The organism is Nocardia sp. NPDC051750 (assembly GCF_044453135.1).
Classification (GTDB): Bacteria; Actinomycetota; Actinomycetes; order Mycobacteriales; family Mycobacteriaceae; genus Nocardia.
Genome location: NZ_JBITCK010000006.1, coordinates 67750 through 80284, shown reverse-complemented (window position 1 = coordinate 80284; position 12535 = coordinate 67750). Strand labels below are relative to the sequence as shown.

Here is a 12535-nt window from a genome sequence, read left to right as displayed (position 1 = left end):
ATCAGCCGCGGGTGCCACCCGGCGTGGACGTGGCAGAGACCGCGGATCCGGAAGGATGAGCAGTCCCCGGTGATGGCTCCCCGCGTCCTCGCCGGGACCCCGGCTCGCCGAATCGGCCACGCACCAGCACACCGAGCACCACCAGCAGGGCGCCGAGAGCCCAGCCGGCGAGTACGTCGGTCGTCCAGTGCACACCGAGATAGATCCGGGTCAGGCCCACGAGGGCGACGAATACCGCGGCGCACACCGCGGTCATCCGGGCCGCTGTCCGATGGCGGGACCGCAGGTAGACGACGGCGGCGAGCACACCGATCACGGCTGCCGCACCGGTGCTGTGCCCGGACGGGAACGACGGCTCGCCGACCTCCACCAACCGGTTACCGACCGGGGGCCGTGGCCTGTCGATCAAGTGTTTGGACACCGGCACCAGGATCGCGGAGGACATTCCCACACCGGCGACGAGGGCCAGATTCCCGGTGTCGCCACGCCACAGCAGCCATCCGCAGGCCAGTAAGGCCAGCGCCCACATCATGACGGATCCACCGGCATGGGTGATCACGGTCGCGGCTGTGGTGAACGGTTCCTCCCGCCGCCCGAGCACCCATTCGTACACCGGACGGTCGAGACCGGTCAGCGCGTCACCGGCGAGCACGAACCCGGTGGCGGCCATGAACCCCACGAACAGCAGCGCAGCGAGGAAGACCATGCGTTTCACGATAGTCGCCACGGATTTGCCGGCAGTCGGACGAAACGGACAGGGACGGCTCAGAGTCATGCGGGAGGTCCCCCCGGGCAGCCGGTTCGGCCCGCAAGTGGCCACGGCCAGGGAAGGTTCGCCGCCCGCACCGCTGGAAATACTCAGGCAGCGTGCCCCTGTGTCCAGCACAATTCGAACGCGGAGGCCCGGGCCGGGCGTGCTCCGGGTGCACTCCGCGTTCCGTCCGCGACCGGTATCGTCGGCCTGTGGAACTCCTTTTCCTCGGTGCCCCGGCTTTCATGCTGTTGCTCGGCGCCGCGGCAGCGACCCGGTGGGTCTATTCGCGGTTCCCGAAGACCGGGCAGGCTCCAGCAGCGCACACATCGACCCGGCTCGCCGCGGCCGGGGTCGAGGAGATCACCGCGTTCTGGTACGGGACCAAACGCCGCGAACTGGACGACCGCGCCGAGCAGTCGATGCTTCGCGACGACCACAGCGACGGCGCGCCACCGCGCGATCGGGTCGATCTCGATCGCGGCCACGCCGTACTGATCGCCCGGCCGCCGGAGCGTGCTACCGGCACCCCACCGCCCGGCCCGGCCGACCACCGGCAGGCGAGCGGGCAGGCGGACACTACTGTGAACGGGTGCGTGCAAACCAGCGATCGGACGACGGCGGACCCCGGATCTGGGGTGGTACCACGCTTTCGGAGCGCAAGCAGGCCCGGCGGGGCGCCCTGCTCGAAGCCGCGCTGGACCTGATCGGTGAGGCCGGCGCGGCCGGCGTCACCATGCGCGCGGTATGCCGCCGGGCCAATCTCACCGACCGGTACTTCTACGAAAGTTTCGCCAGCCGCGACGAATTGCTCGATGTGCTGTATCGGCAGACCGCCGACGATTTCCTGGAGCCGATGACCGCGTTCGCGGTCGCCGACGATTCCTCCCGGGACCGGGCGCTGTCGGAGGCCTTGGTGGACAAGGTGCTCGCCGATCCGCGGAAATCACGCCTGTTCCTGGTCGAGCCGTATTCCAGCACCGGACTCGGCCAGACCACCATTTCGGTGATGCCCGCCTTCACCAGGCTGATCCAGGACCATCTGTTCGCCCGGATCGACGACCCCGTGCGGCGCCGCCTCGCGGCCGTCACCATGGCCAGCGGGAACGCGGGCATGTTCTCGGCGTGGTTGAACGGTTCACTGCGCGCCACCCGCGAGGAGATCGTCGATCACCTCGTCGCCATGCTGGGCGCGTACCGCACGCTGTACCAGTAGCCTCGCGCGTGGACGGAAGCCACGGCCGGGCAAGGAGGTTCACGATATTGCACGACGAAGTCGTCGGGTCGACAGGTAAGCTGACCTCGCCGATCCGAGGCCCCGGGACGCTGGGAGAGGTCCTGGTCGCCGTACGAGGGGGAACCGAGGGGTACATCGCCCGCGCCGCCGAAGCCATCCCGGCCGGTAGCACTGTGCTGGTCGTCGGGGTCGATTCCGGCCGTATCGCCGATGTCGTGCCCTGGATACCCCTCACCCCGGACCCGGCACCGTAGCATTTCGACGCGAGGAGTCATTACGTGCTGGGTTATCACGTCCCAGATCCCGACGAGGCCATGCTGGTCAGCGGTGCGAAGAGCCGCGACGCCACACCGTTCCGGGTGATCATCGGCCGCGGCACCTGGGTGATGCCGTTCTTCCGCAAGGTCCGGTATCTGTCGCTGGCCATGTTCGAAGCCGAGATCACCGAACGCTGCGTGACGAAACAGGCCATCGTGCTGCAGGTCCGTGCGGTGATCGCGTTCAAGGTCGCCAACGACACCGCGTCGATCGTGAACGCGGCGCAGCGTTTCCTGTCCGAACAGGAACAGGAGATGTCGGTGCTGACCGGGCGGATCTTCTCCGGCCATCTGCGCTCCATCGTCGGTTCGATGACGGTCGAGGAGATCATCCGGGAACGCCAGCGCCTGGCCGACGAGGTGCTGGTCGCCTCGAAGGTGGAGATGAGCAATATCGGGCTGTGGGTCGACTCGTTCCAGATCCAGTCCATCGACGACGGCGATCTCGGCTATATCTCCGCCCTCGCCGCCCCGCACAACGCGGCGGTGCACCGGGATGCCCAGATCGCGAAATCGCAGGCGGCTCAGCGGTCGGCCGAGGCCGAACAGGAATCGCTGCGCAAACAGGCCGAATACTCGCGGGAGACGTCCATCCTCAAGGCGAGCTACCAGCGCGATATCGACAAGGCAGAGGCGGAAGCCGCCGCGGCCGGTCCGCTGGCCGCCGCACTCGCACAGCAGGAAGTGCTCAGCGCCCAGGCGGCCCAGGCACAGAAGGAAGCCGAACTGCGCGAACAGCAGCTGCAGGCCGAAGTGGTGAAACCGGCCCAGGCCGAAGCCGACCGGGTGCGTATCCTGGCCGAGGCCGAAGCCAACCGCACCCGGATCCAGGCCGAGGCCGCCGCCTCCAACAACCGGATCGCGCTCGACCAAATGCTGATCGAACAGCTCCCGCTGATCGTGGAACAGGCCGCCCGCGGGCTGTCCAATGCGAATCTCACCGTGCTCAACGGCCCGGACGGGGTCGGCGAACTGCTCAACGGAATGGTCGGGCAGGGGCTCACCGTATTCAACTCGCTGCAAAAGGCCCTGATCGCCGACAACGAGGAAAAACGGGATATAGAGTGACCGCGTAACTGCGGCGAGGAGCGGTGTGGTGGCCAGCGGGAAATTGGTGTCGTTCGACGGAACGCGGGGTTTCGGTTTCATCCGGCCCGAGGACGGTGGGCCCGACGTATTCGTCCACGTCAACGATATAGGCCTCGGTGAGGACGAACTCCGGCAAGGCCGGGTGTTCGAGTTCGACGTCACCGAAGGTGACCGTGGCCCGAAAGCGATCAATCTCCGGTCGCCACGCATGCACAGCGCCCGGCCCGATACCGCCGCTCCGGCGGGGGTCCGCCTCACCGCCGGCGAATACCTCCGGCAGGTCACCGAACTGCTCTTGGACGCCTCCCCGGCGCTCACCGCCGGGGAGATCGTGGTGATCCGGGAACGACTCACCGATTTCGCCGCCGACCAGGGCTGGATCGCGGACTGACGCGGCGGATCCATCGATCTGTCGGGGTCGGCTCCTAGTATCGGGAGCGATGAATCGGCGCTCGCCGCGACGTCGATACGGGTGAGGATCGACCCGAGGAGGATCAGTGGATCTGCCGGTGATGCCACCCGTACGGCCCATGCTGGCCAAAACGGCACCCGATATCCCACCCGGCCCGGGGCTCAGCTACGAGCCCAAATGGGACGGTTTCCGGTGTGTGGTGTTCCGCGACGGCGCCGAGGTGGAACTCGGGTCACGTAACGACCGGCCGCTGACCAGGTACTTTCCCGAGGTCGCCGAGCTGCTGAAGGCGGCGCTGCCGGATAGGTGTGTGGTGGACGGGGAGATCGTCGTGGTCACCGAACACGGCCTCGATTTCGACGTCCTCCAGCAGCGCCTGCACCCCGCGGCGTCCCGGGTCACCAAACTCGCCGCCGAGACCCCGGCCAGTTTCGTCGCGTTCGACCTGCTGGCACTCGCCGACCGGGATCTCACCGCCGCGCCCTTCGCCGAACGCCGCGGTTTGCTCGAGTCGATCCTGGACACCGCGCCCGGCCGAGTGCACCTGACCCCGCTCACCGGTGACCCGGCCGTCGCCCGGGACTGGTTCACCCGGTTCGAGGGCGCCGGTTTCGACGGGGTGATGGTGAAGGCCGACGACCAGCCGTATCAGCAGAACAAACGGGTGATGCTCAAGGTCAAACACGAGCGCACGGCCGACTGCGTGGTCGCGGGATTCCGCTGGCACAAGGACGGGGCCGGGGTCGGCTCACTGCTGCTCGGCCTCTTCGACGACCAGGGCACCCTGCACCATATGGGGGTGGCCAGCAGTTTCGCCGCCGCCCGCCGCGAGGAGCTGGTCGCGGAGCTCGACCCCTACCGCGAGAACGCCCTCGACCACCATCCCTGGCGTGAATGGGCCGACACCGCGGCCCAGGCGGCGGCGGGCGGCTCGATGCCGGGCGGGATCAGCCGATGGAGCGCCGGTAAGGATCTGTCCTGGGAACCGCTGCGCACGGAGCTGGTGGCCGAGGTCCGGTACGAACACCTGCAGTCCGGCCGGTTCCGGCACGGGGCGCGGCTGGTCCGGTTCCGCAGCGACCGCACACCGGAATCGTGTACCTACGCGCAGCTCGAGGAAGTAGCGCCCGCCGAACTGCACGAGATCTTCGGGACTCCGGTGGCGAAATGAGCGAATCGATAGAGATCGAAGCGGCGGGCCGCGTGCTGACCATCAGCAATCCCGGCAAGGTGTACTTCTCCCGTCGCGGCGAAACCAAACTGGATCTGGTGCACTACTATCAGAGCGTCGCCGAGGCGTTCCTGCGCGTCAACGGCGGACGGCCGCTGCTGCTGGAACGCTATCCCGACGGCGCCTCGGGCAAATCGTGGTTCCAGAAACGGGTCCCGAAATCGGCGCCGGACTGGCTGCGGACCGTCGAGGTGTCCACGCCGAACGGCACCACCAGCGATGCGCTGGTGGCACACGATATGGCCCATGTGCTGTGGGCGGTGAACCAGGGCTGCCTGGGTTTCCACGTCTGGCCCAACCACGCCGCGGACCTGCGGGTCGCCGACGAACTCCGGATCGACCTCGACCCGTCACCCGGTATCGGCTTCGCGGAATTGCGGGCCGCGGCGCTGCGCACCCGGGAACTGTGTGCCGAGTTCGGTATCGACAGCTGGGTGAAAACCTCGGGGTCCCGCGGCCTGCATCTGTACATCGCGCTGGAACACCGCTGGGACGGGTACCAGGTGCGGGCCGCGGCGGTCGCCCTGGCCCGCGAGCTGGAACGCCGGTACCCGGAGGACATCACCGCACACTGGTGGAAAGAGGAGCGGGGCCGGCGGGTGTTCGTGGACTACAACCAGAACGCCCCGCACAAAACCGTCTTCGGGGCGTGGTGTGTGCGGCCCAAGGTCGGCGCGCAGGTGTCCACGCCGCTGCGCTGGTCCGAGCTGGACGCAATAGTTCCCGAGGACCTCACGATCGCGACGGTGCCCGCGCGGCTGGCCGCGTTCGGCGATCCGTGGGCGGAACGGGCGCCGCAGTCCATCGATGTACTGCTGGAGATGTCGGAACGCGATCTGGCCGCCGGTCTCATGGACGCCCCCTGGCCGCCCCAGTATCCGAAGATGCCGAACGAACCACCGCGGGTCCAACCCAGCCGGGCCCGCAAACCGGACCCGGCCGGCTAGGCCGTCCGCAGCGCGAACGCCGCGGATCACCGACCACAGCCGGGGCGCGCCCCGGCTCGGTAGCGCACGTCCCCGAGCGGTAGACCCAGGTACCGAGGTGGGCGGTCGCCGTCGAGCGCCGGGCAGGACATTCCGCCCGCGCCGCGGAACCGATCCGGATCACGGGCCTACCGGCATCCACTGGATCACGAGGTCCACAGGACCCATTCGCCGCGCTCGCAGACCAGCGCATAGCCGGCGTCGGTGCGGGCCGTCGCTCCGCCGGGCGTGCACTCACCGCCCGCCTCGCGGATGTCCTCGGCGATTCGGTGGGGGCCGGACCACTGATAGCCGGTGACCGACGCGGGGTCGGCGAGGCACAGCAGGGTGTCACCGCGAGCGGAAGCGCCGAGCAGGCCCGCCTCGGGGCAGGCGGTATCCAGCTCGGCGGCCGGCGGGACAGGGGCCGGGACACTCCGGGGAGTCGAGGGTGGCGGACCGGCGGGAGTGGTGCGGGTCGGCGGGGACGGGATCGAGACAGCGGCACTCTCCACCACCGCGCCGGGCACTGCCGGAGCAGCGGGGTCGTCTGCGGCGGACGGGGAACCCGCCGCTTCGCTCACGGCGTCACCGACCCGGGAGAACATACCGGCGACGCCGTCGTGCGGTAGTACGACCAAGGCCGCCAGCAACGCTGCCTCGACGACACCGAGCACGAATGCGCCGAAGGCCATCACCCGGCCCCGCGGGTGCGTGAACGCGATCAGCCCGAAGACGATCGCCACCGGGAACAGCAGGATCAGGGCCGCGACCAGTGCAACGATCGCATACGGGTTGACGATCGGTCGATCGGTGTAGAGCGGTTCGTCGAGGTCGATCTCCTCGGGTTCGTCGCGCTGCCCGGGTCTTCGGCGGCCGGGTCGCGGTGGCGGCTCCTCGTCCCGGTCCGCTGGTACTTCCGGCCAGCGCTGCTCGCCCCAACGCTGTGAATACGCCATGCCCGATCCCTTCGCACTGCTGCCGGGAGACCCCGGAGCAGTAGACCCCGCCCGGCACTTCGCCAAATATAGGCCGGATCGCCGCGACAGTCCCGGGAAACGGGAGGGGTTCGGATCACATGTGTCCACCCGACACGCCGTGCTATCTCATAACGAGACCCGATGTGCCCGGTCAATTCTCCTCGGGCACCCGGGGCAGGGATTCGGTGACGAGGGTGGTCAGCACATCGACCAGGAGTGCGTGGACCTGCGCCCGGGTCATCGTGCCCCGGGTGAGCCATTCCCGGCCGGCGACCTTCACCATTCCGCCGTAGGCGCGGACCATCGCACGGCGCGGCTCCCCCGCCGCGGCGCCGGACAGTCCGATCATCGCCAGCAGGCGCTGCGCCGCCGCATCGTCGGCGGCGTCGAGAATCTGCTGCACCTCGGGATCGTCGCCGACTCCTTCGTGACTGGTCACCTTCACCCAGGTGCTGCCGTGTTCGGAGATCGTATCCAGCAACCACCGCACACTGGCGTCGATCCGTTCCCGGGTGCTGCCCGCGGGCACCGCGAGTTCGCCGGCGCGGGGCAGGGTCACCATCCGGCGGACCACCGCGAGGTAGAGGTCGCGCTTATTGCCGAAGTAGTGATTGATCAGCCCGCGGGCCACCCCGGCGCGCTGGGCGAGTTCGGCGGTGGATACAGCTGCGTACGGGCGCTCGCCGAACATATCGATCGCCTTGGCCAGGATCTGGGCCCGGCGCTCGTCGGGTTCGAGCCGGCGCCGCCGCGCCGGTACCGCGGCCCCGGCACCGGCCCCGTCCGCCGCGGTGCCGGACCCGATGGCGCGTTCGAGGTCAGAGCCCACGCGCGATGAGGTCTTTCATGACTTCGTTGCTGCCCGCGAGGATGCGCAGAACGCGGGCGCCGGTGTACAGCTGAGAGATCGGATATTCGGTCATATACCCGTAGCCCCCGAACAACTGCAGGCAGCGGTCCACGACGACACCGAGCTGATCGGTGGACCAGTACTTGGCCATGGCCGCCGACTGGATATCGAGTTCGCCCTTCAGATGGCGGGTGATGCAGTCGTCGAGGAAGACCCTGTTGGTCCGTGCGATGGTCGCGCATTCGGCCAGTTCGAATTTGGTGTTCTGCATCGCGAACAGCGGTTTGCCGAAGGCCTCCCGGCCCTTGGTGTACTCGACGGTCAATTCGACCGCACGCTCCATCATCGCCACCGCCATGATCGCGGTGACGAGCCGCTCCTGCGCCAGCAGTTGCATCATCTGATAGAAGCCCTGGCCTTCTACCCCGCCGAGCAGATTCCCCGCGGGGACCCGCAGGCCGTCGAAGAACAGTTCGGCGGTGTCCTGGCCCTTGCCGCCGATCTTGGACAGGATCCGGCCGCGGGTGAAACCCGGGGTGTCGTCACTGACCTCGGCGAACAGCAGCGATACTCCGGACGCCCCCTTCTCGGGGTCGGTTTTGGCGGCGATGATGATGCCGTCGCAGAGCCAGCCGTTGGAGATGAAGATCTTGGAACCGGTGATCACGTACTCGTCGCCCTCGCGCACGGCACGGGTCTTGATCGCTTGAAGATCCGAACCGGTCCCCGGTTCGGTCATCCCGATCGACAGCACCATCTCGCCGCTACAGGCCTTGGGCAGCACGCGCTTCTTCAGCTCGTCGGAGCCGAACTCGGCCAGATACGGCGCGATGATCGAACTGTGCACCGGAATACCGAGGGCACCGTCGCCCGCCCGCACCTGCTCTTCGATGATGGCGGCCTCGTGGGCGAACGTGCCGCCGCCACCGCCGAGGTCTTCCGCGACCGCGGGGCAGAGCAGGCCGAGTTCGCCGGCCCGGCGGTACAACGCCTTGTCCGGATGACCCTGCTCGATGAACTTCTCCTCATGCGGCACCACTTCCTTGTCGAAGTAGGTGCGCGCGAGTTCCCGAACCGCCTCGACCTCGTCGTCGCTCCACGCGGGGCGTGCCATATCGCGTCCTCTTTTTCGTGATCACCCAGGCCGGCACACCGGTGCCGGAATGTCCGGAGTCGACTTTCCCGCACTATTGGCGCTATGTCAACGAAGGGATCGCACCCGGCCGCCCCGCCCGGCGGCCGGGTCGCTCCCGCCCCTTGCCACAATGGTGGGCACGCTTGCCCAGCTCACGAAGGAAATCCCCCGCACCGATGGCCGAGACCAGTATCGATCCGAACGACCTCGCCACCTGCCTGCGCGTACTCGAGCACGCCGGACAGCTGGACCCCGGCCACCCGGATTCGGTCACCGTGCAACGCGCGGTCGGTGGCATGTTCAAGGAACTCAAACGTCAGCGCCGGACAGCCGCCCGGCAGGCCAAATCGGCGGCCGACCGCGCGGTGGTGGCCGCCACGGCCACCGGGTCGCCGAACCGGATCGACGACGAGACCGCGGGTATCCCGATCAGCTCGGCCACCTCCGGCGGCTCGGCCGGGACCTTGCTGCGGGCCCGCGGCTGCTATATCTGCAAGCAGAAGTACACCCGCGTCGACGCCTTCTATCACCAGCTGTGCCCCGACTGCGCGACGATGAGCCACCGCCGCCGCGACGCCCGCACGGACCTGTCCGGCCGCCGGGCGCTGCTCACCGGCGGTCGCGCGAAAATCGGCATGTACATCGCGCTGCGGCTGCTGCGCGACGGCGCGCACACCACGATCACCACCCGTTTCCCCAACGATGCGATCCGCCGGTTCGCCGCACAACCCGACAGCGCCGACTGGCTGCACCGCCTGCGCATCGTCGGTATCGACCTGCGCGACCCCGCCCAGGTCGTGGCGCTGGCCGACGATGTCGCGGCCGCGGGACCGCTCGATATTCTGATCAACAATGCGGCGCAGACCGTCCGCCGCTCCCCCGGTTCCTACAGTGCGCTGGTCGCCGCCGAATCCGACCCGCTGCCCGCGGGCGCGCTTCCCGACACGGTGACCTTCGGCCAGACGACCCGGGCCCATCCGACCGCGCTCACCGCATCGCTCACCCCCGATCTCACCGGCGCCGATGTGGCCGAGCTGGCCCTGGTGGCCGGTTCGGCGACGCCGGACCGGATCGCCCGCGGTATCGCGATCGACGCCGGCGGGCTGGTCCCCGATATCGCCCACACCAACAGCTGGGTACACACCGTCGGCGAGGTCGACCCGACCGAACTGCTCGAAGTACAGCTGTGCAACTCCGTCGCGCCGTTCATCCTGGTGTCCCGGCTGCGCCCGGCCCTGGCCGCCGCGGCGGCCCGCCGCAAGTACGTGGTGAACGTTTCGGCGATGGAGGGCCAGTTCTCCCGCGGCTACAAGGGCCCCGGGCATCCGCACACCAATATGGCCAAAGCGGCACTGAACATGCTCACCCGTACCAGCGCGAACGAGATGTTCGATACCGACCGCATTCTCATGACCGCGGTCGATACCGGCTGGATCACCGACGAGCGCCCGCACTACACCAAGCTCCGGCTGGCCGACGAGGGCTTCCACGCCCCGCTCGACCTGGTGGACGGCGCCGCCCGGGTCTACGACCCGATCGTGCGCGGCGAGGCCGGCGACGATGTGTACGGCTGCTTCCTCAAGGACTATCAGGCCTCACCCTGGTAAATTCCTTCGCCGCCACCCGAATCAGGACATACCCTGGAAGGGTGTGGTACCGGCTGCTCGCCGATCTGACCGCCGCCGCGCATGTGCTGTTCATCGGCTACGTGGTGGTGGGAGGTTTTGTTGCCTGGCGGTGGCCGCGCACGATCTGGTTCCACGCGGGGGCTGCGGCCTGGGGTTTCGGCACGGTACTGATCGGCTACGACTGTCCGCTCACCTATGCCGAGAACTGGGCCCGGCTGCGTGCCGGACTCCAGGGCCTGCCCCCGGAAGGGTTCATCGACCATTACCTGACCGGCGTCATCTACCCGGAGAGCATGCTCGTCGAGGTGCAGATCATGGTCGCGGCGTGTGTCCTGGCCTCGTGGGCGGGCTGGTGGTGGCGCGCCCATCGCGATCCCGGCCGTTCCGCCGCCCGGATCACCGGCTGACCGCGTACACCCGCGGTGACCATGTGATGAAAATCGCTGTGCCAACGGGTGACCCGGGGATCACCGGCAATCCGGGCCAGTAGGCTCGGTGCGGTGGACGTCGGTGCACGGCTTGTTCGTGATTACGAGGACGGTGCGGGTGTCGCCGGATCGGCCCCGGTGGATTGGCCCGACCCCGCGCAGTACCTCGCCGCGACCCTACCGGTGTGGGGTCTAGCCGCCGGATCCGTCCAGGCATTCCTCGCCGCCACCGACCGCTACCGCGCGGCCGCGGGCACGGCACCCATCCGGCACCGCCTCGACCCCGAACGTATCGCGGCATCGTTCACCAGCGACCGGCTGCTGCGGATCGACGGCGCGGCCGTCGGCGGATTCGCCGATCTGTCCGGATTCTTTCCCACCTTCGACGGCTGGGTCCGCACCCACGCCAACTATCCGCACCACCGTGCCCGGCTCCTGGCCGCACTCGAACTGCCCGCCGATGCCCCCGTGGAACAGGCCGAATCCCAGATCGCCATGATCCGCGCCGCGGACCTGGAAGAACTCGCGGCGGCGCGCGGCGCGATCGCGGTCCGGGTCCGTGACGAGACACAGTGGCGCGCGCACCCGCAGTCCGGTTCGGCAGCGGCCGGACCGCTGGTGGCCGTGGTCGAACGGCGGGACCGCCGGCGCTATACGCTTCCGGTCTCCGGTACCCCGTATCAGCCGCTGCGAGGTGTGCGGGTGCTGGACCTGACCCGGGTGATCGCGGGCCCGGTAGCGACGCGGGCACTGGCCCTGCTCGGCGCCGAAGTGCTGCGGATCGATCCACCGCAGCTACCAGAGATTCCGTGGCAGTACACCGATACCGGCCAGGGAAAGCGCTCCACGCTCCTGGACCTCCGCACTCCGAACCCACAGTGGGAGGGGCTGCTGGATACCGCCGATGTCCTGGTCACCGGCTACCGGCCGGGTGCGCTGGAACGTCTGGGGCTGGCCGGCCGGCCGGGACTGGTGCATGCCCGGGTGAGTGCCTGGGGTTTCACCGGGCCGTGGGCCGGTCGGCGCGGTTTCGACAGTATCGTGCAGGCCGCCACCGGGATCGCGGTGATCGAGGGAGCGTCCTCGATGCCCGGCGCACTGCCCGCCCAGGCACTCGATCATGCCTCCGGCTACCTGCTCGCGGCCGGTATCGTCGACGCACTCACCGCCCGGACCGGCGACGGCCGCGGCCGCGATGTCCGGGTATCGCTGGCCCGTACCGCCATGTGGCTGCTGTCCGAACGGGGCCGGACACCCGAACATCCGGCCCCCGCGGTACCGGGAGCCGGTACCACCGTGACGCATGGCAGTGTCACCACCGCGGCCCCGGCGCTGGCCGAATTCCCCGACTATCCGTTCCCCGCGCCGGGCTACGGTCGCACCGCACCCCACTGGGAAGAGACCCCGGTACGCGAACCCGGGTGAGCCGTCGGCCCGCCCGGCCCGAATGCGGGCAGCGGCCGGACTGCCGCATGCGGGCAGCGGCCGGACTGCCGCATGCGGGCAGCGGCG

14 protein-coding genes are annotated in these 12535 nt (G+C 68.9%); 10 read left to right on the top strand and 4 right to left on the bottom strand.

Going from position 1 to position 12535, the window contains the following annotated elements; all coding sequences use genetic code 11:
* Position 1: 1 nt before the first annotated feature.
* Positions 2-706 (bottom strand): phosphatase PAP2 family protein, encoded by a 705-nt coding sequence (locus ACIA75_RS25235; RefSeq protein ID WP_397108113.1) that lies wholly within the window; start codon positions 704-706, stop codon positions 2-4.
* Positions 707-963: 257 nt separating this feature from the next.
* Between ACIA75_RS25235 and ACIA75_RS25230 the strand changes: the two genes are divergently transcribed.
* The 7 genes from ACIA75_RS25230 (at position 964) to ligD (ending at position 5984) form a co-directional block, all read left to right on the top strand.
* Entirely contained in the window at positions 964-1458 is a 495-nt protein-coding gene (locus tag ACIA75_RS25230) for a DUF6191 domain-containing protein (RefSeq protein WP_397108111.1), read from the top strand.
* Complete coding sequence (locus ACIA75_RS25225; RefSeq protein ID WP_397108109.1) at positions 1344-1967, top strand: TetR/AcrR family transcriptional regulator; 624 nt, start codon at positions 1344-1346, stop codon at positions 1965-1967. Before ACIA75_RS25230 ends, ACIA75_RS25225 begins: the two co-directional genes overlap by 115 nt.
* A 47-nt stretch (positions 1968-2014) precedes the next feature.
* Positions 2015-2242 (top strand): NfeD family protein, encoded by a 228-nt coding sequence (locus ACIA75_RS25220; RefSeq protein WP_397108107.1) that lies wholly within the window; start codon positions 2015-2017, stop codon positions 2240-2242.
* 24 nt (positions 2243-2266) lie between these two features.
* On the top strand, positions 2267-3373 hold the full coding sequence (locus ACIA75_RS25215) for an SPFH domain-containing protein (protein WP_397108105.1): 1107 nt from the start codon (positions 2267-2269) through the stop codon (positions 3371-3373).
* Between the two features lie 25 nt (positions 3374-3398).
* A complete protein-coding gene (locus tag ACIA75_RS25210) occupies positions 3399-3785 on the top strand; it encodes a cold shock domain-containing protein (protein ID WP_397108103.1) in 387 nt (128 codons plus the stop codon).
* Positions 3786-3891: 106 nt separating this feature from the next.
* Entirely contained in the window at positions 3892-4977 is a 1086-nt protein-coding gene (locus ACIA75_RS25205) for an ATP-dependent DNA ligase (RefSeq protein WP_397108101.1), read from the top strand.
* Positions 4974-5984 (top strand): non-homologous end-joining DNA ligase, encoded by a 1011-nt coding sequence (gene ligD, locus ACIA75_RS25200; protein WP_397108099.1) that lies wholly within the window; start codon positions 4974-4976, stop codon positions 5982-5984. The genes ACIA75_RS25205 and ligD overlap by 4 nt, the downstream gene beginning before the upstream one ends.
* A 185-nt stretch (positions 5985-6169) precedes the next feature.
* Here ligD and ACIA75_RS25195 read toward each other — a convergent pair whose 3' ends face one another.
* The 3 genes from ACIA75_RS25195 to ACIA75_RS25185 all read right to left on the bottom strand — a co-directional run bounded on the left by ACIA75_RS25195 (position 6170) and on the right by ACIA75_RS25185 (position 8946).
* Positions 6170-6961: a hypothetical protein gene (locus tag ACIA75_RS25195; RefSeq protein WP_397108097.1), complete on the bottom strand. Its 792-nt coding sequence runs from the start codon at positions 6959-6961 to the stop codon at positions 6170-6172.
* A 172-nt stretch (positions 6962-7133) separates the two neighbouring features.
* The gene (locus ACIA75_RS25190; protein ID WP_397109066.1) at positions 7134-7787 is read right to left on the bottom strand and encodes a TetR/AcrR family transcriptional regulator; all 654 of its coding nucleotides are present in this window, start codon (positions 7785-7787) and stop codon (positions 7134-7136) included.
* 13 nt (positions 7788-7800) lie between these two features.
* Positions 7801-8946 carry an acyl-CoA dehydrogenase family protein gene (locus ACIA75_RS25185; RefSeq protein ID WP_397108095.1) on the bottom strand — a complete coding sequence of 382 codons (1146 nt, stop codon included), beginning with the start codon at positions 8944-8946 and terminating at the stop codon, positions 7801-7803.
* A gap of 197 nt (positions 8947-9143) precedes the next feature.
* On the opposite strand from ACIA75_RS25185, the gene ACIA75_RS25180 reads away from it, so the two are divergent.
* The 3 genes from ACIA75_RS25180 (at position 9144) to ACIA75_RS25170 (ending at position 12448) form a co-directional block, all read left to right on the top strand.
* Positions 9144-10574, top strand: coding sequence for an SDR family NAD(P)-dependent oxidoreductase (locus ACIA75_RS25180; RefSeq protein ID WP_397108093.1), 1431 nt, complete (start codon positions 9144-9146; stop codon positions 10572-10574).
* Between the two features lie 41 nt (positions 10575-10615).
* A complete protein-coding gene (locus ACIA75_RS25175; RefSeq protein WP_397108091.1) occupies positions 10616-11002 on the top strand; it encodes a DUF2784 domain-containing protein in 387 nt (128 codons plus the stop codon).
* Positions 11003-11095: 93 nt separating this feature from the next.
* The gene (locus ACIA75_RS25170; RefSeq protein ID WP_397108089.1) at positions 11096-12448 is read left to right on the top strand and encodes a CoA transferase; all 1353 of its coding nucleotides are present in this window, start codon (positions 11096-11098) and stop codon (positions 12446-12448) included.
* The last annotated feature ends 87 nt before the right edge of the window (positions 12449-12535 follow it).